This is a genomic window from Archangium sp. (assembly GCF_057119385.1).
Genome location: NZ_DBNGVP010000129.1, coordinates 1 through 19,925, shown reverse-complemented (window position 1 = coordinate 19,925; position 19,925 = coordinate 1). Strand labels below are relative to the sequence as shown.

Sequence of the window (19,925 nt, the reverse complement as noted above, 5' to 3'; positions counted from 1 at the left end):
GTGCGGTCCGAGTCGGCCCCGCCTGATCCGCCAGGATGGGAGTCCCGGAGTGATCACGGGCATTCAAGTCGTCGACGACGTCACTCCAATAGATTGCGACATCCACGTTCAGCCTCTCCTTGCTGTGATGTTCTGTTCAGGAAGAGAGGCTGAGTGTGGAATGTGAGGGTCAGCCTGCTCGCCGAGGGGCTGCCCGAAGCTCGAATGAGAGCGGCTCGTCCACCTTCTCGTCGATCACGAGGCGCTCTGGCCGGAAGAGGAACCAGAGGCTGACCAGCGCCACGATGGCCAGGAGCCACCAGAGCCATCTCTTCATGACGCCTCACCGGAGCGGGCCGACAGTGGAGCCGCGGCGAAGTTCACCCCGAAGCGCTTGCACCAGATGCTCACCGAGCGGTACCGGTCGAGGTCGAGGTTCGCGGGGAGCTCGTAATTCTGGTTGCCGATGTTCCCCTTGAGTGCCCCCAGCGACACGAAGCGGCCCGCCTGGATGGCCGCATCGTCCGAGGCGTCATCCCCTTCCACCAGGTAGACGTGCAGGTCGGGCCCGTTGGACGTGTGGAGCTCCTCCAGGCGGAGCACTCTCCGTCCATCCGGAAGCTGGTACACGCTGGCCGAGCCGGACGTCTCATGCGCCAGTCCCTTGAAGAGCCCGGAGCGCAGCCGCGTGGGGCCCTCCTCGTGCTGGGACATCTCCCCGTGCTGGGACATCTCCCCGTGCTTCATCGCCGTGTCCTGCCGTGCCCAGACGGGCGTGCTCACCCCCAGCGCGCTCACCGCGACCAGGAGCATCCGGGCGCCTCTCATTGTCTGCTTGCTCATAGGGACTCCCTGCGTTCGCCGTCCTCGGAGCGGGCTGTATTGCCTGCGGACCGGGACAGCGCCTCGTACCTTCTGAAGGAGATGTCTTCGTTCGAGGCCACGCGTTACAGCCCGAGGAAGAGCGAGGCCATCTCGTGAACCAGAAGCGCATGGACCGGGGGGTCGGAGATGCGCACGCTTGGAGAGACAGCGTGGCTCGGGAGTGACAGTGACCAGGAGCTCGTTCAACGCCTGTTGAGGAGGGACGAGGCGGCTTTTGCGAGGCTGGTGGACACGTACCACTTCCGGCTCCTGCGCCTGGCCCTCCCCCTGGTGGGCAGCCGCTCGGTGGCCGAGGAGACCGTCCAGGACACCTGGCTGGCGATCCTCGACGGCCTGGCGGGCTTCGAGGGGCGCTGCTCGTTGAAGACCTGGATGTTCCACATCCTGCTGAACCGGGCGCGCAGCCGGGCGGCGAAGGAGGGGCGGAGCCTGCCCTTCTCGGCGCTGGGGCCCGCCGAGGAAGCGCCGGTGGAGGAACCCGGGCGCTTCACTGCCGCGGGGATGTGGGCGGTACCACCTTCACCCTGGGGAGTGGAGAGCCCGGAGGCCCTGGTGCTGCGAGGCGAGGCGATGGAGTGTATCGAGGAGGTCCTGGCGCGGTTGCCAGCCAACCAGCGTGCGGTGGTGACGCTGCGAGACGTGGAGGGGCTGGAGGCGGAGGAGGTCCGTGAGCTTCTCCAGCTCAGCGAGTCCAACCAGCGGGTGCTGCTCCACCGGGGCCGGGCGAAGCTGCGCCGGGCGCTGGAGGAACGCTTCGGGGAAGCGAGGTGAGGCCCATGCTGACGTGCCAGCAAGTCACGGAGTTGGTCACCCGGTATCTCGAGGGACAGATGGAGTGGAGGCAGCGGGTGGCGTTCCGGTGTCACCTGGCGGTGTGCCCGCACTGCCGCCGGTATGTGCGGCAGATGCGGGTGACCATCGCCACGCTCGGGAAGCTGCCCGAGGAGCCTCCACCGCCCCAGGTGAGGAAGGCGCTGCTCGAGCACTACCGCGCCTGGAGCGGAAAGGGTGTCAGAGAATTCGAGTGACGCGCCCCGGCACGACACGCGGCGGAAAAGAGGGAACCCTCGCCTCGCCGCGCAGCGGTGTCAGAGTCAGACGATTCGTCAGGGGCGAGATGTCGGAACGAGTCCTTTGACACCGTTCCGGCTTGCCTTCGCCGCGCCCCCGTCATCGGCCTCGTAGGACGGCCGTGAGCTCCCCGAGCACGAGCTCACGAAAGAACCTCGCCGCGGGCTCGGTGTGGAAGCGCTCGTGCCACACCGCGGAGACGGGCACGGCCGCCAGGGGGATGGGGACGTCGAGGAGCGTCAACCCGAAGCGCTCCACGAGGGGCGAGACGAGCTCTCGCGGCGCCGTGAAGAAGAGGTCGGTCTCGGCGACGGCCACCAGCGCGGACAGGAACGTGGGAACGACGAGTCCAATCCTCCGCTGGAACCGCGCACGCTCCAGCTCGGTGCCGACGAGGTGGGTGCCCCCGTGCCCGGTGCGGACGAGGACGTGCGGGTGCGAGGCCCAGCCCGCGCGGGTGAGCTTGCGCGCTCGGGCGAGCGGATGGCCCCTGCGCGCCACCACGACGAACCGCACCGCTCCGAGCCCACGTTGAACGAGCCCCGGCCCCTCGCGAGGGGTCGGCACGAGCACCAGGTCCACGCGGCCCTCCTCGAGAGCGCGCGCGTCATCGGGGCGCGGGAGCACCACCTCCAACCGCGCCTTCGGGGCCTCGGCGCCGAGCTTCATGACGAGCCTCGGCACCACCGGGGCGAGCAGGTCGGGACACACGAGCAAGAAGGACCGGGAGGTGTGCAGCGGCTCGAAGAGCGTCTCGTGCCGCACCAGCCTCGACGCCTCCGAGAGCAGCCGCGCCAGAGGCTCTCGCAGGGCCTCGGCGCGCGGCGTGGGCACGAGCTGCCGGCCCGCTCGAACGAACAGCGGATCCGCGAACAGCTCGCGCAGACGGCCGAGCGCGTGGCTCGTGGCGGGCTGGCCGACACCGAGACGGCGGGCCGCGCGTGTCACGCTCCCTTCGGAGAGCAGCGCGTGGAGCACGGAGAGCAGGTTCAGATCGATCTTCGAACCATCGATCTCATTCATGTCCACATCATATCCATCGATGAACGCGTGAGCAGCTTCGCGCGTAGGGTAGTGCCCCATGAAACGCGAACGCCGAAACCCGTACCGCTTCCTTGGCCGGGCCGCCCTGGTCCTCGTCACCGCCGTCCTGCTCGCGCTGGCCTTCGTCAAGCTCCGCCATGGCCTCGGACAGCCCTATCCGGACGTGAGCACGAAGCCGCTCGTGGCGGAGCAGGACGTGCGGGTGCTGGTGGAGCTGGAGCTGCCCCCGGGCAACGTGACGGGCTCGCGGGATGGCCGGATCTTCTTCAACACGCACCCGTTCTCCCAATCCCATCGCTTCACGGACGCGTACCTGTTCGAGCTCGTCGGCGGCGAGCCCCGGCCCTTTCCGGACGCGGCATCGCAGCAGGACCTCCGCTTCGTGTTCGGCATGACGGTCGACACGCGCAACCACCTCTGGCTCACGTCGCCAGCCACGCTGGAGCGGGAGAAGACGCGCATCATCGCGTACGACCTCGCGTCGAACCGGAAGGTGCTCGATCGCGAGCTGCCACCGGGGGTGGGCCGTTTCGCACAGGATCTCCGCGTCTCGCCGGATGGCAGGACGCTGTTCCTCGCCGACACCGGCGCCTTCCGGTTCACCCCCGCATCGCTCCTGGTGGTCGACGTGGAGACGTGGTCGGCACGCGAGGTGCTGGCTGGAGATCCATCGACCCAGCCGCAGGACTGGGTCATCCGCACGCATTCGGGGCCCTATCGCATCGGCTTCGGGTTGCTCTCGTTCCAGGTGGGCGTGGATGGCCTCGCGCTGAGCGCGGACGGCGACTGGCTCTACTTCGCGACGATGAGCCATGACACGTTGTACCGGGTGCGCACGGCGCACCTGCTCGACGCCCGTCTGTCCCCTGGCGAGCTCGCCCGCGGCGTGGAGAAGGTGGGCCCGAAGCCGTTGAGCGATGGAATCGAGGTGGCGCCCGACGGGAGCATTCTCATCACGGACGTCGAGAACGGCGGGGTGGCCCGGGTCGACACCGCGGGCCACCTCGAGACGCTCGTGCGGCTGGGGCAGGTCGTCTGGGCGGATGGGGTCCATCTCGCCGCCAATGGCGACGTGCTCTTCACGGACAGCGGCATCCCCTCGTACATCGATCCGCTGCTGCGCCCGCCGGAGCCCGAGCGGCTCCGGGCGGGCAAACCCTACCGCATCTATCGCTTCCACCTCGGTCCGGGTTGAACCCGGTTCGCCCGTCCCCCGGGTTGCGCCAGCAGGGATTCCGCACGAGCGAGCCCCCATGCTGAACTGGCACTTTCACGGGCTCGCCCTCTCCATCTGGATTTCGCGCCACTGGACGGCCGAGGAGGTGATGGCCGCCTACGCGGAGAGCGCCTCCTTTGGCAGAAAGGGTGTCAGAGAATTCAAGTGAGTCGAGCCGGAAAGGGTGTCAGAGACTTCGAGCGAGGCGAGCCGGCACGACACGCCCGGGAGGGTGTTTTAAAGAACTCGTTGTCCCTACGAATCGTCTGACACCCGTCCTCGGACACCCGTCCTCGGACACCCGTCCTCGGACCCCCGTCCTCGGCGACCGGTCGCCTGCTCAGTGTTCCTGGTACTTATCGAGGCACCAGTGCTGGCAACTCTTGGACAATTGGGCGGCGCAGCTCATGATGATCTGACTTCCCTGCTTGTCCCACATGCCGCGCGGGACGCCAGGGTTTTGCTTGAAGCGTGAGGAGACGCACTCGTCCACCTGCGTGCAGGCCGCACCACACGTACGGTTCATCTTCTCTGACAGTGCGTTGCTGCAAACCTCCTCTTTGGCGCTGCAGGATGTGTATGCGTCATCGAGTTTGTCCTGACATAGCTTTTCGCATGAGCGCGTGGCTTCCAGACAGCCCCTCACACACTCCTCACGATTCTGCGTTCCACACTTGAGCCGACAATCGCCGCAGGGGCTCGCACAGGCGGTCTTGCATTCATCGCAGCGGCCCACCGCGGGCTGCATGCACACACTGGCTTGAGCCGGGCATGACATGCCGTTGGTATAATCGTTGTCACTGTACCCGCAGAGCGTTCCGTCGACCCCGTCAATGGGAGCGCGACACGCATCCCTCATTCTTCCCGCCGCTCCGAGTGCCAACAGCACTTCACCGTCCGGCACGGTCAGGGATTCCAGTTGTATGGTCACGGTGCGGTTGTCGGTGTCGAGCCTCCCCGAGCGCAACCAGAGAAGCCCATCCTCGAAGAGACGCGCGTGCAGCACATCACTTCCTTGTACACGGACCTCATTCCAGATGCCGTCGAACGGGGACCGGAGCGCCGCTTTGACGCACCAGTCCGGGCGCCCACAGTCCTCAGGCCAACTCACGACCTGGGCGGACTTCATGATGTCATTCGCTTCACGTGCGCGCACGAGCCGGTCGAACTCCGCATTCCAGAACTGGTCGCGAAACGCCCTCCGCACCTCTTCTGTTCCGTTTCCGAGTGTGACAGCACGTTGTAGCAGGTTCAGCGACTCGGAGAGCGGAAGGCCCGGCGCCTTGCTCGCCTCGAGCAACCGCCCAGCCGTCGGCGCCGTGGTGTCGAGCAGCTCGAGCTTCCCGAAGCCTCGCGACCGGAAACACTCGAGTTCCACCCACCCCTCCGGACCCAATGAGACGACCGAGCACATCGTCCTGATGGGCACCTGCCTCAGAATGGTAGCGCGGGCATTGGGTTTCGCGCGCAAGTTGAGAGCAGAAGCCTGGACGAAGAGTTTGTCCCCAGGCGCAGCCTGGAGGACGGCTGCGGCGAGCAACACGGCGAGCAAGTGCATGATGCGATGCACTCTATCTATTTCCAGAAAGGGTGTCAGAGAAATCGAGTGAGTCGAGCTGGCACGACACGCGGCGGAAAAGAGAAGAGCGGAAAGCTGGCCGAGAAATCCCCTCGCATCCACCGAGCCGCCGCCTCTCGGAACGCCGCGACGAAGGCCCGGTACCGCTCACGCAATTCCGTCAACGCCTGGCGCGTCGATGCATGCCCCAACGGCCGCGGGCTGCGCTCGAGGTGCTCGGGCCGGGTATGCGGGTGCTGTGCCCTCACAGCTCGCGCCCCCAACACAGGCGTGTTCCGTGCACGAGCCTCCGCTTCCACCCCCTCCACCAGTCCCCGCACCGCTCTCTGCCTCTCCTCCTCCCCCAACCCTTCCCAGCACGGCAGCGGCGCCACCTCCAACTCCACCGGCTCGGCGATTTCCTCGGCGAATCGCCCCTCCCCCGCGCCCCTGTCCTCGCTCCCACTCTTGCTCCAGCGCTTCGTCCAGTTGAACCACTGGAACACTCGCCTCGCCGGCCCCAGCAACTGCGCCAGACACGTGAGTCCCGGCCACTCGGCACTCTTCTCCACCAGGCCCTCCTTCACTCCATGGGCCAGCACGTAGCGCAACCTCCCCACCAGCGCCGCGTCGTCCAGCACCGGCTCCGCTGAGTAGCGTCTCTCCCAGAAGCCTCCACTCCAGTCCACCCACCGCCCCACCTTCTTGGAGAGGTTGGCTCGCAGGTATTGCATGAAGCCGGCGAGCGCCGCGCCTCGGGCCCACACCAGCAGGTGGAAATGGTTGGAGGCGAAGGTGAAGGCATGCAGCCGGACGTTGCCGGCGCTGTGCTGGACGGCTTTTGCCAGCACGCCTCCCACCACCTCGTTCACCTCCGCGCTGGGTCGCAGCAGCAGCCGTCCCTGGAAACACCGGGACGTCACGAAGTAGTAGCCCTCCTCCTGGAACATTCTCAGCGGCCAGCCCATCCCCTTCCCCTCCTTACAATCGCGAGGACTTTGCACCCCTCGGGCCAACCGCAACTCCTCGGAAAGACTCGGAGACCAGTGGGTTCACCCGTCCACGTCAGGTCTCGTTCTCCCTCGCCCCCCTCGTTTCGAGTCCTTTGACACCGTCTCCGGACACCGTCTCCGGCCCTCGTTTCGAGTCCTTTGACACCGTCTCCGGCGACTTCACCGCCGAGTTCGACTATGTCCGCGTCTACGCGCTGCGGTCCGGCGAACGCGCACGGCGGTGACGCCGGACACCCTTCTGGGGTCCATCCCAAGGAGACACCATGACTCCCATCAATTTGATGTCACCCGAAGTTCTCGCGAATCCCTATCCCTATTACGCGGAGCTGCGGCGCCTGAGCCCGGTGTGTCAGGTCGAGCCGCATGGCATGTGGGCGGTGTCCCGCTATGAGGACGTGCTCTTCGTTCTCAAGAACCCGTCCCTCTTCTCGTCGTCGGGTTTCACGGTGGCGTGGCAGCCGGCCTGGGTGGGCTACAACCCGATGGCCAATTCAATGATTACCCGGGATCCGCCGCAGCACACGCGGCTGCGTGCGCTGTTGCTGCGTGCGTTCGGCCCCCCCACCCTCGCCCGCCTGGAGCCCCGTGTGCGGGCCACCGCCGAGCGGCTCGCGAGCGGTCTCGTGGACGGGGCTGACTTCATCCAGACGCTGGCGTTGCCCGTGCCCGCGTATGTCATCAGCGAGCTCCTCGGGCTCGATTACCAGCTCCTTCCCTATTTCAAGCAGTGGTCCGATGACATCGTCGCGATCACTCCCACCCCCGCGTCTCCCGAGGCCGCCGAGCGCATTCGCGGCACCATCGCGAAGCTGACCGCGTATGTGGAGAAGGTGCTCGAAGAGCGGCGCCGCGCGCCCTCGGACGACACGGTGAGCGAGCTGCTGCGCGCGGAGGTGGAGGGACAGCGGTTGACGGACGTGGAGCTCAAGGACTTCCTCATCCTTCTCTTGATCGCCGGACTGGAGTCCACCACGAACCTCCTCGGCAACTCGCTCCTCTTCCTCGCCGACCATCCCGAGATGATGGCCCGCCTGCGGGCCGAGCCCTCGCTGATTCCGTCGTTCATCGAGGAGATGCTCCGCTACGACGGCGTGGCGCCGGGGGTTCCCCGGATCGCGGCCGACGACGTCACGCTCGCGGGGGTGACCATTCCGCGAGGCTCGATGGTGTTCCCGCTCATGTCCTCCGCCAATCGAGACGAGCGGAAATTTCCGGAGCCGGATCGCTTCGACCTGAACCGGGGCGCCCAGGGCGGCCTCGCGTTCGGACAAGGCGCTCATTTCTGTCTGGGTGCGATGCTTGCTCGGATGGAGGTGCGGATCGTCCTGGAGACGGTGCTCGCGCGCTTCCAGCGGGTGGAGCGGATGCCGGGGACCATTCAATACCAGTGCGCGCTCACGACGCGCGGGCCCGTCGCACTGCCGCTCCGGTACGTCCCTGCCGGCGGTTGAACCCCCTCTGGGAGGAAGGCGTCGCGGAGGGGAGGCGGCGGGTATCGAACCTGCCGCCTCCAGCGCGGGTCTGCTGTAGCTTGCTCTCATAGGCCCCGATGCCACAAGCAGGCAGGGGCTCCACGGGGGCCCGTGGGAGGCGAACGGTAGCGTGTGCCCTGGCGAGGTGTGGCTGGGGAGGGGTAGGTGGGAACGCACGGGTGGGCGTACCGGCGAAGGCAGCCGGAGGGGACGGTGCTGTATGAGGCGGTGCGGGAGAACCTGGCCACATTGCTGGCGGAAGCCAGCGAGGTAGGGCGCGGCCTGCCCCGGTATGTGGAGCAGGACTTCGCCAGGTACCTGGAATGCGGAGTGCTGGCGCATGGCTTCGCGCGGGTGCGCTGCGAGAGTTGCAAGGACGAACTGCTCGTCGCCTTCTCGTGCAAGGGACGAGGGGTGTGCCCCTCCTGTGGTGCGAAGCGGGCGCATGTGACGGCGATGCACCTGGTGGAGCAGGTGCTGCCGCACGTGCCCTTCCGGCAGTGGACGCTGTCTTTTCCGCACCGGGTCCGGTGGGTGCTGCTCAAGGACGTGGGACTGCTCTCGGACGTCCTCACCGTCTTCCTGCGCGCAGTGTTTGCCCTGCAGTGCCGAAGGGCACGGCGGCAGGGCCTGCGCGGTGGGCAGGCCGGGGCCGTGTCGTTCATCCAGTTCTTCGGCTCCGCCTTGCAGGTGACTCCGCACTTCCACTCGCTGGTGCCGGACGGTGTCTACGAAGGACCTTCGCGGTGGAGGTGTTGGCCTGCGTGAGGTGTGGAGGCAGGCGGCGAGTGCTGGTGTACGTGAAGGAAGCGGCAGGGGTGCGCGCGATTCTGGAGCACCTGGGCCTGCCCACGGCAGGTGCGAGGCTGGCCCCGGCGCGAGGCCCCCCCAGGCCGCGTGGTGTTGAGGCTCAAGCCGCCCGGGCCAAGAGAGCCCGCCCCCAGCCACGCACCCCATGGGAGCGCGGCCTGGACAGTCGTGTACCTCAAGGGGCTGCGCGGCCTGTCCACCCGCTTGGCTCTCTGCTCGGACGGCCCCTGTCAGCGGTCCTCCTCGGCACCTGCGCTCCAGCCCTCACCCTCAACATGGCCTCTATCCCGCCTATACGCAGCAGCCATGTGAGAGCTGTGGCAGGCAAGGTGGAGAACCGTTGGCAGAAGCGCTGCGGCACCTGTTATCGGAACTCGGTGAGGCAGTGAGCCTGACCTGAAGAGGCGCGAAAGCCCCTGCTTCAGGCCCTCGTTCCGGTCTCCCCTTTGGGGCCCCCGCCCGGTCCCCGGCTCGCGTCGTTCCTGGCGCCTCCCAGGGGCCTTCCCTTGGATGGGGTGGGAGCCTGATGCGTACTCACGTGAACCCCCGGGGGCACGGGGGAAATCTCGGCTTCGAGGGGGGCTCGTATGTCCCCGGAAAAATCTGAGTCCAAATTCTGGGAGGTGGGTCCTTGGGTGGGAACAGGCAGCAGCAAGCGGCGAGACGAGACTCCAGCGGGCGGAGTGGGCACTACAGGAAGCCCAGAGGGGCCTTGATGGGTCGGAGGGGGCCCGGATACGCTACCTGACTGCCCGGGTGGAGCACTCGGAAGCCGAGCGGGATGCTGTGGGGGTGCTGTGTCCGCCAGAGCAACAAGGACACGAACCGGCGTGCACGCGAATTTGACGGGATCGTACCCCGGCGTATCCCCGGAAGAAGCCCAGATGAGGGTCCTCGAACGCAGAAAGGCCGACGCCAAAATGAGCGCATCATTGCCCGACGACGAGGAGTTCTATTTGAACATAAAGCGCGGGCTTGCGGTATGTCCGCACCTTAGGGAGTTGCTGCCGCAGGAATACCCGCGAACGAGCGTGAAGAGGGAACAATCGCTCGATTTCGAGGGGAAGCGCACCAGCCGATTCCTGCACAACATCAACCTACCCCTTGCGTTGTTCCTCGCCGGGCATCCAGAGGCGCATCCAGCAGCGAAGAGCGTTGCTCGTCAGATGCTCACAGAGATTGACGTTTTCGTGGCCATGTTCGCGAACACGAGAGGCCTCCAGAAGGTGCTAAATCCGCTCTGGAACGCTCCGTGGGATGAGAAAGACCCCAGCATGTGGTCAGTGATCGCCCACGCAAATCATGCCATTCGGTTACGAAGTGTCGGCGCGGACGTCCGCGAGTTTGAGGCGCCTATCGGGGAAGGGGGGAAGTCAGCGGACATCCAGTTCCGGACCAAGGGACAGGACTACTTGCTGGACCTTGAGGCTTGGCATGCAGTCTCGGGGGATACGCCCGAGGCTATCCACAAGAATGGGATGACTCGTGCCGAGAGGAAGGCGGCGAAAAAGTTTGCGACGCTTCCTGCAGGAACGGTGGGCTGGGTCTACGAGATCTGCATTGTCAACGACGACGAGGAACTAGAGCGGATTGGGAGCAATCAGCACATTCTGTCCCCTTTCAAGTTGTCCGAGACAGAGGGGTGCTTCGGGGCACTCTTTCTGATCTGCGGCATCAGCAACGCCGACGGCGACGTCTACAAGTACGTGCTCGCAAACGCAGATACTCCCCTGCCGCCTCTACGACCGCGCTCGGGGCGCTAGTGTTACCGCGCAGGATTGTTGATGGACGCGTGGGCGAGTTGGTTGATGGGCATCGCGCCGGTGGTGGTGTGCCACGGCGAGTGATGGGACGGCAACGTGCCATCACCCAGGAGAGTGGCGGCCCGCTGCGTGCATGGCGTCAAGCGGAGGAGGAGTCCTGACGGTCGAGGCGGCCTCACGCAGGCAAGAGGGAGGCGAGGCGGGAGCCCCCTGGAAGGCCTCGTGCGGCAAGGCGATGGCGTCGAGCGGGAAGAGCTCACCGGATGAAGCTCGTGAGCATGCCCATCCTCCTGGCTGCGCCAGGAGAGGAGGGCAAGCAGGGCCGCGTCGTGGTGGAGTTGCTCGCCACGCAGAAGGAGGCTCGGGGCTCCTATACCCTCGTCCTGTGGGACGCGGAGCGCCAGCGCACCGTCACCCTCGGCAACGTGACGTTTCCTCAGTAGCCGTCGACTGCCCTATCCGCTGGGCTCGCCCGGACCCTCTGTCTCGTCCGTCGTCGCGCTCTCTCTTGGAGGAACGGCGGAGAATCAGACCTCCTCGTCGGGCAGGAGCGTGAGCAGCAACTCGTCGTCAGGGCCCAGCGGACGCCAGCCTGGCGGCGGTGGGGTGGCGAGGAGCGCATCGCCGGCCTTCCTGACACGCTCCTCATGAGTTTCAGGGGTGTAGGCAGACCAGAGGCCGAGCGCCTCGGCGACAGCGAAACGGGCTTCGTCATCCAGCACGGCCGGCCAGCCGTTTGGGAGTGCTTCGGCCAGTTCGCGCACGAGTTGCCCGCGCACCAGACGCGAGACCTTTCCGCTTCGCTCCGCCTCGGCAACCAACCCGCTGAACACCTGCACTGCCGCGATGTCATCAGGGCCAAGCTCGTCCGCCAGTTCCACCAGCGAAGCGGTGGGACGCGCCTCGGCGAAGGCGGTGAGCGAGTCGTAGCCGCGCTTGCGGACCCGCTCATACAGGCGCGCCTTGATGTTGCCCTGCCAGGCACGTCCGTCGCTCATGGTCCTCTCCACGGGACGAAATTCATCGGGCTCCTGTAGCGTTTCATGTTGTTTGCGACAATTCTCAAGATCGCATTGCGCGTCAACATCCGGCCAGCTCTGGTCTCGGCATCATACAGCGCCTTCATGACCATCCGGTTCCATTCACCGGGCCATGTGCGGCCCAGCTTCCAGTCGCCCCCGCCGTGGATGGCCTGGTGGTGAGCCTGCTCCAGCTTGACGCAGAACTGGTCGATGTCCATGTCGCCCGTGAAGCCGCGTTTCTCGAACCACTCGCGGAACTCCTTGGGCAGGACGTGGTGCCGCGGGGGCTCGGCCATGCCGGCCCCCGCGCTGTCCGTCACGCGCATGCCCCGCACCTCGGGCCCGTCGCCGAGCGCCTCGCGCACGCCGCGCGGCAGCTCGCCGTGCGCCATCATCATCTGGCTGGCCTGGATCCGCACCGCGGCGCTGATGGCGGGCAGCGAGAGGACGCCCTCGCGCACCAGCCGTTGCATCATCTCCACCCACTCGGCGGAGACGACAATGCGCGTGCCCATCATCACGCCGTTGTTGCCCATCACCATGCCCACCCCGACCGTGGGCCCGCCAGACGCAGCAGGGCCCGCTGCATGTCCGGGTCCTCCACCTCCGCGGCGGCGTGGGCCAGCCGGGTGGCGGCGGCGAGCTCGGCGTCCAACCACCGCAACTGGCTCTGGCCATACTCGATGGAGGGCACGAAGAGGCCAGCGGCCTTGCCGGCGATGCCCCAGTGACTCTTGCGCAACCTGGACAGCTCCCCGGAGAGGTCGCGGGTGGAGCCCGTCACGTCGAGCAGGGCACCGCGAACCGCCAGGTGGGCCGCCAGGGCGCTCTGCTGCGCAGTCTCCTCCGTGCCGCCAGGGCCCACCGCCGTCACCGCCTCCCGCACGTCCTGGCGGCGGTGCAGCCGCTGTGGACCCTCGGGCTCGGGCGCGGACTCCTCGCCCGGGTCTCCGGCCCATGCGGGCGCGGCGGCCTCGTGTGGCGTGTAGCGCAGGTGCGTCCACCGGCCGGGTGGTGACGTCAGCGACGCACAGGCATTGGACAGCAGGGACAGGGCGAGCAGCAGCCCCGTCCACCTCAATCCTGGCGACTCAGCGCGCATGGTCCACCCCCAGGCCCACGGAAGCGAAGGCCCCCAGGCGCAGCGCAAATCCGGTGGCCTCCATGCGCGCCAGGTAGTTGCCGACCACCCGATGCTCGAACGCGGTCCCGTTCGCGTAGAGCGGGATCAGCGCCTTCCAGGTGTAGGACGAGAACGGGTGGCCGTAGAGCGCGAGCATCACCAGGTCCCGTCCGCCATCTTCTCGCGCCGCCTGAGCTCGCGCTCGCTCGGCTCCGGCACCTGGAACGAGCCGGTTCGCAGCTCCCCTGCCGGCTCGTAGGTCGCCATCGATATCCCGTTGCGCGACAGCCGGTGCTCGACCAGTCGGAGCTCGCCCGGCGGCGTGCCGTCGCCGAACAACCGCTTGCCGCCGCCGAGCACGACGGGCGCGATCATCAGGTCGAGCCGGTCGAGCAGACCGCGGCGGAGCAGTTGGGGGTAGAGCGTCGAGCTGCCCTGGATCACCAGGTTCGGGCCATCCTCCGCCTTGAGCGCCGCCAGCGCATCGAGGTCCGCCAGGCGATGGCTGCCCTTCCATTCGAGCGCCGCATCGGAGCGGGTGAGCACATACTTGTCGATGCGCGCGAAAGTCGCGGCAATCGGATCGTCGTCCGGCATGAACGGCCAGTGGGCGGCGAAGATCTCGTAGGTCCGGCGACCGAGCAGCAGGTCGAACGGCTGGTCGAACAACTCGTCGATCTTGCTGCCGAGATCCTCGTCGAACACCGAGGTCAGCCAGCCGCCATGGGCGAAGCCGCCCATGGTGTCCTCGTTCGGTCCGCCCGGCGCCTGCATGACGCCGTCGAGCGAGAGGAAGGCGGCGCCGATGATCTTCCGTGGCATGGTCGCTCCATCGTTTGCCCCGCCCTCAAGCGGGAGGGGAAGGCATGCGGTTCAGGCCTCCGCAGGAACCGCGTCGGCGGCGGCCTCGAGCGCGGCGATGTCGATCTTCTTCATCTTCATCATCGCCTCGAAGATACGCCTGGCCCGTCCGCTGTCGCCCTGGTTCATCGCCTCGGCCAGGAAGCGCGGGGTGATCTGCCACGAGACGCCCCACTTGTCCTTGCACCAGCCGCACATGCTTTCCTGCCCGCCGTTGCCGACGATGGCGTTCCAGTAGCGGTCGGTCTCCTCCTGGTCCTCGGTGATGACCTGGAAGGAGAACGCCTCGCTCTGCTTGAAGTGCGGGCCGCCGTTGAGGCCGAGGCAGGGGATGCCGAGCACGGTGAACTCGACCGTGAGCGGCTCGCCTTTCTTGGCCGACGGGTTGTCCGCCGGCGAATGGTGGACTTTGCCGACCGAAGTGTCGGGGAAGATTCCGGCGTAGAAGCGCGCGGCGGCTTCCGCGTCCTTCTCGTACCACAGGCAGATCAGCGCCTTGTCATGGGTCGTCATGGTCATGCTCCTTTCGGGCCTACGAAGCCGAGCATTGCACCGCTCGGGTCGGTGGCGGTGAAGGCAAATTCCCCGCCTGGTATTTCCTGAACATCTTGCGTGATCGCGCCGATGGCCACGCCGCCGGCTTCGATGAACTGATAGTCGCCCATCTCGTCCATCGGCATGGTCATGCCCTTGGTCCAGCCGAACAGCGCCAGATAGAAGTCCGGCTTGGGGCGAAACTCATACCTCCTCGTCAGGAAGGAGCGCCAGGAGCAACTCGTCGTCGGGGCCGAGCGGGCGCCAGCCGGGCGGTGGTGGCGTGGCACGGAGCGCTGCCATGACCTGATCGGCGCGCTCCCGGTGGGTTTCTGGGGTATAGGCAAACCAAGAGCCGAGCGCCTCAGCGACCTTGAAACGGTTGGCGTCGTCCATCACAGCCGGCCAGCCTTCGGGGAGGCTCTCGGCGAGCTCTCGTACGAGCACATCGCGCACCAATGAACACCTGCACCGCAGCGACGTCGTCCTTGCCAAGCTCATCGGCCAGCACGTACAGCGGGACGGCAGGGCGTGCCTCGGCGAAGGCGGTGAGCGAATCGTAACCGCGCTCGCGGACCCGCTCATACAGGCGAGCCCTGATGTTCCCCCGCCAGACACCTCCGTCACTCATCGCCCTCTTCATGTTCTTTGCGACGATGCGTATGACTTCATTCCGCGTCAACATCCGGCCTGCCTCACTCTCGGCTTTACTCAGCCTATCTGGGAGCCGGGTCGTGCTCCCCTCCAACTTTGGAGGTAGACTCATTCCATGCAACTTCCGCCGTTCAAGCAGCCCGAGTCCGGGAACAGTGTTGGCAACTACCGCCTCCTGGAGAAGCTGGGCGATGGCGGACAGGGACTCGTCTTCAAGGCCGAGTGCGCGGGCCCCTTCTTCGTCCTCAAGTTCTTCCGTGCCCGCGAGCTGGATGAGTGGGGCCTCATGGAGGTGTCCCTGCTCCAGAAGTTCAAGCACCCCCACATCGTCCGGGTGCTGGGGTATGGGCGGTGGCCGGACCCAGAGCTGGGCTACTTCTACATCGTCATGGAGTGGGTGGAGGGAATGACGCTGGAGCAGTACGCCCTCACGGAGAACCCGTGTGCCCGCCGGTGCGGTGGCCTCGTGCTGGAGGCAGGCGGCGAGTGCTGGCGTACGTGAAGGAAGCAGGAGGGGTGAGAACGATTGTGGAGCACCTGGGCCTGCCCACTGCAGGTGCGAGACTGGCCCCGGCGCGAGGCCCCCCCAGGCCGCGTGGTGTTGAGGCTCAAGCCGCTCGGGCCAAGGCACCTGCGCTCCAGCCCTCACCCTCCACATGGCCTCTCTCCCGCCTATACGCCGACGAGGATGGTCCAGATCTTCTCGGGGGATGCACGGGTGAGCGTACTGGCCTTGTATTCCTTCATGGTGCTCCTCTGGGAATCGGGGGGCTTCACGCTACCAGTGGCCTTGGCGGCTCTTCAGGGGGAGAGGCTCCGTGAATTCCTGCTACTCCAACTATTTCAAGCAATGAAAATTTTCCAGTTCTGGTCTATGAATCCACTCCTTCCAACCAAGGATCCCCATGAACCTCCCGCTCCCCTCCCTCCCTCGCCTGGGGCTTGTGCTGCTCGGCGCGCTCTTCCTCTCCCTCGGAGCGGCCCATGCGGCCGAGAAGAAGAGTGGTTGGACCCGCTCCGCGGGCCAGAGCACCAGCGCCGCGAACCCCTACTTCCTGTTCAAGCTCCCCCAGGCATCCACCGTGCAGTTCGACCTCGAGTCCGCCAGCGTCGACACGTACCTCTACGTGCTGGACTTCTCGAACCCCTTCTCGCCCAAGGTCTACTCCGACGATGACAGCGGGGACGGCGTCAACAGCCGGCTGACACTCAGCCTGAACGCGGGCAACTACTTCGTCGTCGCCGCGACCTACTCCGATGGCCGGGAGGGCGACTTCACGGTGCGGACGAGCACGGGAAGCTTGCAGTTCTGCTTCTTCGCCTACGCGGATACCAATTATGGGGGAGACTCCAACGCGTTCTGTGAGGGAGGCTCGAGTTCCTTCCAGAACGACGCGTACTCCTCGCTCCGCGTCCCCAAGGGGATGCGCGTGCGCGCCTTCCAGCACGGCGGCCAGACAGGAATTGCCAGGACCTACTACTCCGACACGCCCTGGGTCGGAGACCTGTACAACGACATGATCTCCTCGTTCGAGTGGTCCGACTTCTGGATGGACGACTACTTCATGATCTTCGCCTCGGACCCGCAGTTCTCCTGGGGCTACTGTTCGGACGACAGCTCCAGCAGCCTGTGCGCGCAGGAGCGGAGCCTCTTCGCCGGGTACTCGGACGAGGACATCGGACGGCTGTACAACGCCCGGCTCACCAACGCCATCAACACCGTGAAGAGCTACCTGGGCGACTACCGGTTCGGCGGCACCGTCGTCAACGGAGACCTCACCGAGTTCGGAGATCAAGGCCCGGACCTGGGTGACTACGTCTCCTACTACGAGCACGGCCTGAAGATGAACGTCTACCTGGGTCTGGGCAACCACGACTACCAGAACAACGTCAACGACTGCTACCAGAATGGCTGCGCGTCCACCATGGTCTGGTACCTCAAGGACCAGGCCGCCACGCTCAACCCCCTCTCGTTCGACTATTCCCAGAGCGGCACCTACTACAGCTTCCCCAACAACCGGCGGGACCACAGCGGCAGCCTGGGCTACTCCTGGGAGATCGGCAACGTCCACTTCGTCCAGCTCAACAACTTCCCCAGCTACGCGACGAGCTGGAGCGGCTGGAACTACAGCTCGGCCCGGCAGGACTACTTCACGATCAACTCCGCCATCAGCTGGCTGCGCAACGACGTGTCCAACGCCGTGAGCCGGGGCAAGAAGATCATCCTGAACATGCACGACTACGGCGCGGATGCGGGCAACTCCGCCTTCACCAGCATCCTCAACGACTACCCCGTCACGGCCCTCTTCGCCGGCCACTGGCATGAAACCTACGGGCGCTACACGGAGACCGGGCCCTATTCCGATGGGAGGCGGATGCCCGTCTTCACCAGCGGCTCCGCCCACTACGGCACGTTCCTCGTCACCCGGTTCGTCAACGGGAAGATGTATGTGTGGGTGATGGCCGTCGACCAGTTCGGGGGCGGGAGCCTGCGGGTGAAGTACAACAACACCTTCTACGCCGCCAGCAACCTCAACGGCATCTTCGACGTCTGCACCGGCTGCTCGCGCTACTACGAGTACGTGTACGATCTGCGCTGAAGCGCGGCCTCCCCGGAATCCCAATCGCGCGCGAAGCCCAGCGGGGGCTGGCACGTACGCCAGCGCCGTTCGCCAGCCTCCGCACCGGGCGCTTCCACGACTCAATCCTTATCGGAGGCTGGATGAAGAACGCATCCACCCCGTGCTGGGCCGTGGCGCCTCCGAGGAGTCCCGTACCGGGCCCGGGGGCGCACCGGACCTCGCCACGCCATCGCAGCGGATCCGCGCCGAGCCGCCGGGCGGCGTCGCGCAAGCCGTCTGGCGCTGGTACGCGGTGTTGCACCAGACGCCACGGTGTATGCCATCCCCGCCAACGGAGTCCTCTTCGTCGATGGATGGGTGCGGAGGGCGTGGCAGCTCGATGGAGTGGATGACTACGTCGAGGTGCCGAACCATTCCAGCCTGAACTTCGGTACCACCAACCTCTCTTTCGAGGGGTGGGGCCGGCTGTCCAGCGCAGAGGCCTACACGCTCAGCTATTCGTTGCTGGACAAGCGGATGATGTCTCCGTACCGCGGCTATCACATCGCACTCCAGAGCCGGAAGATGGTCCTCCAGCTCGCGGATGGTGGGTATACCAACTGGGTGTCCACGATCGCCATTCCCAACGACGACCACTGGCATCATGTCGCTGTCACGGTGAATCGCGTTTCGTCGACGGGTATCAACTTCTACGTGGATGGGCAGCCGGCGGGGACCTTCAGCCCCTTGGCGCGCAGTGGAGACCTGACGAATACCGCCCCTCTGCGCTTTGGCCGGAGCTCGCTGAGCAACTCGGGCTCCATCAAGATGGGCATGGACGAGTTCTCTCTCTACAAGCGGGCGCTGTCCTCCACGGAGATCCAGAGCATCTTCAACAGCGGCCGCTTCGGGGCCTGCAAGAACTTCGAGCACGACGACTGGTGGCCCGGCGAGTAGGTCGGGCGTAGCGGGCCCCCTCCCGGCTTCGAATGGCCCCCGCCTCCGGCAGGACCGGAGGCGGAGCCTGACGTGCAGCAGCGCCTGCTACTGGCCGTCGAGCTTGCCGTCCCGGTTGCGGTCGAGCGCGATGCGCACGCCAGAGCCCGGCGGAACCGCGGTGAAGGTCACCTCCTGGCCCGCCTTGCTGGCCAGCCGAGCAGCCCCTCGAACGCCACGATGAAGTTCTTGAAGGACGTGGCCTCATCGTTCGTATCGACGCCGAAGAAGCCGTTGGAGCGGTCACCCCGCCAGTGCATGGCGCCCCGTTGATGGGCGAGCCCGGGTGGCCGGTGAACAGATCGAACGCGCCGATCTCCAGGGCGCTCGCGAGGCGCTTGTCGATGGGGTTGGTGGCCACCTCGTCATCCGGGTTGCCCAGGTCCCAGGCGAGCTCGTCCTTGTCTCCGAAGATGTGGCAGCTGGCGCAGGACGACTCGCCGTTGGCGGAGGAGAAGTTCGCGTCGTACAGGAAGGGACGGCCCTGCACCCCACCGGCCGGTGGCGCTGTTCCACTTGACGCTCAACCCGGTCTCCGACGCCTGTGCCCACTCCGCGCGCTCGAACCCGTCACACACGCTGTCCATGCTGACGGATGTTTCGGCTCCGCCTTGCAGGTGACTCCGCACTTCCACGCGCTGGTGCCGGACGGTGTCTTCGTGCCGCGGGAGGGCGGCGTGCGCTTCGAGCCGTTGCCGCCGCCCACGCAAGGCGAGGTGGAGCGGCTGCTGAAGGTCGTGCGCCACCGGGTGCTGCGCCTGCTGGAGAAAAGAGGAGCCCTGCCCGCGCAAGGCCCCGAGGATGCACTGCAGGTGTACCAGGCGCACTCCCCGCAGCGGCGGCTGCGCTGGACGGAGGTGGACGTGCGGCCCCCTCCCCGAAAGCAGCCCCGATGCGCCTTCCTGGAGGGCTTCTCCCTGCACGCCAACACGCACCTGCACGCCAACGACAGGCAGGGTCTGGAGCGGCCAGGCCGCTACGGGGCGCGCGGTGCACTGGCGCTGGAGCGTTTGTCACGAGCGGAGGATGGCCGCATCGCCTACCAAATGAAGCGCCCGCTGCCGGACGGTACGACGCACCTGCTCTTCACCGGGCTGGAACTGTTACGGCGTGTGGCGTCCCTGGTGCCTCCGCCTCGGGCAAACCTCACGAGGTTCCATGGCGTCTTCGCTCCAGGCGCGCGACTGCGGCCATTTCTGGTCCCCCAAGCAGCAGAGGAGGAGGCGAGCGTGGCGCCCTAGTACTACAGTGGGACTTTGGCGCGAGGGTCTCTGCGTCGGTAATGGCAGCGTTTGGCGATGGCCTGATGGCGGCGTCGCCAGCGGCTCCAGTGCAGGACGAAGTCCAAGGCCGGCCGCACCAC

At 66.4% G+C, this 19,925-nt stretch carries 24 protein-coding genes and 2 pseudogenes; 12 read left to right on the top strand and 14 right to left on the bottom strand.

What is annotated here, in order from left to right; translation table 11 throughout:
• Positions 1-169: 169 nt before the first annotated feature.
• Both AC16DP_RS31665 and AC16DP_RS31660 read right to left on the bottom strand, forming a co-directional pair.
• Positions 170-316: a hypothetical protein gene (locus tag AC16DP_RS31665; protein WP_329727800.1), complete on the bottom strand. Its 147-nt coding sequence runs from the start codon at positions 314-316 to the stop codon at positions 170-172.
• Positions 313-822 (bottom strand): DM13 domain-containing protein, encoded by a 510-nt coding sequence (locus tag AC16DP_RS31660; protein ID WP_329727799.1) that lies wholly within the window; start codon positions 820-822, stop codon positions 313-315. Before AC16DP_RS31660 ends, AC16DP_RS31665 begins: the two co-directional genes overlap by 4 nt.
• A gap of 168 nt (positions 823-990) precedes the next feature.
• On the opposite strand from AC16DP_RS31660, the gene AC16DP_RS31655 reads away from it, so the two are divergent.
• Both AC16DP_RS31655 and AC16DP_RS31650 read left to right on the top strand, forming a co-directional pair.
• Positions 991-1,635 (top strand): RNA polymerase sigma factor, encoded by a 645-nt coding sequence (locus tag AC16DP_RS31655; RefSeq protein ID WP_329727798.1) that lies wholly within the window; start codon positions 991-993, stop codon positions 1,633-1,635.
• Positions 1,636-1,640: 5 nt separating this feature from the next.
• Positions 1,641-1,892 carry an anti-sigma factor family protein gene (locus AC16DP_RS31650; protein ID WP_329727797.1) on the top strand — a complete coding sequence of 84 codons (252 nt, stop codon included), beginning with the start codon at positions 1,641-1,643 and terminating at the stop codon, positions 1,890-1,892.
• Positions 1,893-2,034: 142 nt separating this feature from the next.
• Here the strand turns inward: AC16DP_RS31650 and AC16DP_RS31645 are convergent, their stop codons facing one another.
• A complete protein-coding gene (locus AC16DP_RS31645) occupies positions 2,035-2,958 on the bottom strand; it encodes a LysR family transcriptional regulator (protein WP_329727796.1) in 924 nt (307 codons plus the stop codon).
• 58 nt (positions 2,959-3,016) lie between these two features.
• Here AC16DP_RS31645 and AC16DP_RS31640 point away from each other — a divergent pair, with 58 nt between their 5' ends.
• Positions 3,017-4,174 (top strand): SMP-30/gluconolactonase/LRE family protein, encoded by a 1,158-nt coding sequence (locus tag AC16DP_RS31640; protein WP_329727795.1) that lies wholly within the window; start codon positions 3,017-3,019, stop codon positions 4,172-4,174.
• A gap of 58 nt (positions 4,175-4,232) precedes the next feature.
• Positions 4,233-4,364 (top strand): hypothetical protein, encoded by a 132-nt coding sequence (locus AC16DP_RS31635; protein ID WP_329727794.1) that lies wholly within the window; start codon positions 4,233-4,235, stop codon positions 4,362-4,364.
• A gap of 171 nt (positions 4,365-4,535) precedes the next feature.
• Here AC16DP_RS31635 and AC16DP_RS31630 read toward each other — a convergent pair whose 3' ends face one another.
• Both AC16DP_RS31630 and AC16DP_RS31625 read right to left on the bottom strand, forming a co-directional pair.
• The gene (locus AC16DP_RS31630; RefSeq protein WP_329727793.1) at positions 4,536-5,765 is read right to left on the bottom strand and encodes a hypothetical protein; all 1,230 of its coding nucleotides are present in this window, start codon (positions 5,763-5,765) and stop codon (positions 4,536-4,538) included.
• 23 nt (positions 5,766-5,788) lie between these two features.
• A complete protein-coding gene (locus tag AC16DP_RS31625; protein ID WP_329727792.1) occupies positions 5,789-6,721 on the bottom strand; it encodes a hypothetical protein in 933 nt (310 codons plus the stop codon).
• A gap of 308 nt (positions 6,722-7,029) precedes the next feature.
• Between AC16DP_RS31625 and AC16DP_RS31620 the strand changes: the two genes are divergently transcribed.
• The 4 genes from AC16DP_RS31620 to AC16DP_RS31605 all read left to right on the top strand — a co-directional run bounded on the left by AC16DP_RS31620 (position 7,030) and on the right by AC16DP_RS31605 (position 11,254).
• Entirely contained in the window at positions 7,030-8,217 is a 1,188-nt protein-coding gene (locus AC16DP_RS31620) for a cytochrome P450 (protein WP_329727791.1), read from the top strand.
• 186 nt (positions 8,218-8,403) lie between these two features.
• Positions 8,404-9,006, top strand: coding sequence for a transposase zinc-binding domain-containing protein (locus AC16DP_RS31615; protein ID WP_349257906.1), 603 nt, complete (start codon positions 8,404-8,406; stop codon positions 9,004-9,006).
• Between the two features lie 926 nt (positions 9,007-9,932).
• Positions 9,933-10,811, top strand: a complete 879-nt coding sequence (locus AC16DP_RS31610; protein WP_329727790.1) for a hypothetical protein — start codon at positions 9,933-9,935, stop codon at positions 10,809-10,811.
• A gap of 263 nt (positions 10,812-11,074) precedes the next feature.
• Positions 11,075-11,254 (top strand): hypothetical protein, encoded by a 180-nt coding sequence (locus AC16DP_RS31605; protein ID WP_329727789.1) that lies wholly within the window; start codon positions 11,075-11,077, stop codon positions 11,252-11,254.
• An 84-nt stretch (positions 11,255-11,338) separates the two neighbouring features.
• Here the strand turns inward: AC16DP_RS31605 and AC16DP_RS31600 are convergent, their stop codons facing one another.
• The 8 genes and pseudogenes from AC16DP_RS31600 to AC16DP_RS31565 form a co-directional block, all read right to left on the bottom strand.
• Positions 11,339-11,809, bottom strand: coding sequence for an NUDIX hydrolase (locus tag AC16DP_RS31600; RefSeq protein ID WP_329727788.1), 471 nt, complete (start codon positions 11,807-11,809; stop codon positions 11,339-11,341).
• A complete protein-coding gene (locus AC16DP_RS31595; protein WP_329727787.1) occupies positions 11,806-12,375 on the bottom strand; it encodes a DUF2380 domain-containing protein in 570 nt (189 codons plus the stop codon). Before AC16DP_RS31595 ends, AC16DP_RS31600 begins: the two co-directional genes overlap by 4 nt.
• The gene (locus AC16DP_RS31590) at positions 12,369-12,935 is read right to left on the bottom strand and encodes a hypothetical protein (protein ID WP_329727786.1); all 567 of its coding nucleotides are present in this window, start codon (positions 12,933-12,935) and stop codon (positions 12,369-12,371) included. Before AC16DP_RS31590 ends, AC16DP_RS31595 begins: the two co-directional genes overlap by 7 nt.
• Complete coding sequence (locus AC16DP_RS31585; protein ID WP_329727785.1) at positions 12,925-13,113, bottom strand: hypothetical protein; 189 nt, start codon at positions 13,111-13,113, stop codon at positions 12,925-12,927. Before AC16DP_RS31585 ends, AC16DP_RS31590 begins: the two co-directional genes overlap by 11 nt.
• On the bottom strand, positions 13,113-13,778 hold the full coding sequence (locus AC16DP_RS31580; protein WP_329727784.1) for a dihydrofolate reductase family protein: 666 nt from the start codon (positions 13,776-13,778) through the stop codon (positions 13,113-13,115). The genes AC16DP_RS31585 and AC16DP_RS31580 overlap by 1 nt, the downstream gene beginning before the upstream one ends.
• Positions 13,779-13,829: 51 nt before the next feature.
• Positions 13,830-14,330, bottom strand: coding sequence for a VOC family protein (locus AC16DP_RS31575; RefSeq protein WP_329727783.1), 501 nt, complete (start codon positions 14,328-14,330; stop codon positions 13,830-13,832).
• 2 nt (positions 14,331-14,332) lie between these two features.
• Positions 14,333-14,503 carry a hypothetical protein gene (locus AC16DP_RS31570; RefSeq protein WP_329727782.1) on the bottom strand — a complete coding sequence of 57 codons (171 nt, stop codon included), beginning with the start codon at positions 14,501-14,503 and terminating at the stop codon, positions 14,333-14,335.
• Positions 14,504-14,555: 52 nt separating this feature from the next.
• A pseudogene (locus AC16DP_RS31565) lies at positions 14,556-14,982 on the bottom strand (NUDIX hydrolase).
• A gap of 138 nt (positions 14,983-15,120) precedes the next feature.
• Here AC16DP_RS31565 and AC16DP_RS31560 point away from each other — a divergent pair.
• The 3 genes from AC16DP_RS31560 (at position 15,121) to AC16DP_RS31550 (ending at position 18,523) form a co-directional block, all read left to right on the top strand.
• Positions 15,121-15,507, top strand: a complete 387-nt coding sequence (locus AC16DP_RS31560; RefSeq protein WP_329727781.1) for a protein kinase domain-containing protein — start codon at positions 15,121-15,123, stop codon at positions 15,505-15,507.
• A gap of 403 nt (positions 15,508-15,910) precedes the next feature.
• Positions 15,911-17,605: a metallophosphoesterase gene (locus AC16DP_RS31555; protein WP_329727780.1), complete on the top strand. Its 1,695-nt coding sequence runs from the start codon at positions 15,911-15,913 to the stop codon at positions 17,603-17,605.
• A 294-nt stretch (positions 17,606-17,899) separates the two neighbouring features.
• Positions 17,900-18,523 carry a LamG domain-containing protein gene (locus tag AC16DP_RS31550; RefSeq protein ID WP_329727779.1) on the top strand — a complete coding sequence of 208 codons (624 nt, stop codon included), beginning with the start codon at positions 17,900-17,902 and terminating at the stop codon, positions 18,521-18,523.
• Between the two features lie 194 nt (positions 18,524-18,717).
• Here AC16DP_RS31550 and AC16DP_RS31545 read toward each other — a convergent pair.
• A pseudogene (locus AC16DP_RS31545) lies at positions 18,718-19,064 on the bottom strand (YncE family protein); the annotation flags it as partial.
• A gap of 115 nt (positions 19,065-19,179) precedes the next feature.
• Here AC16DP_RS31545 and AC16DP_RS31540 point away from each other — a divergent pair.
• Entirely contained in the window at positions 19,180-19,803 is a 624-nt protein-coding gene (locus AC16DP_RS31540; RefSeq protein WP_329727801.1) for a transposase, read from the top strand.
• Positions 19,804-19,925 lie beyond the last annotated feature (122 nt).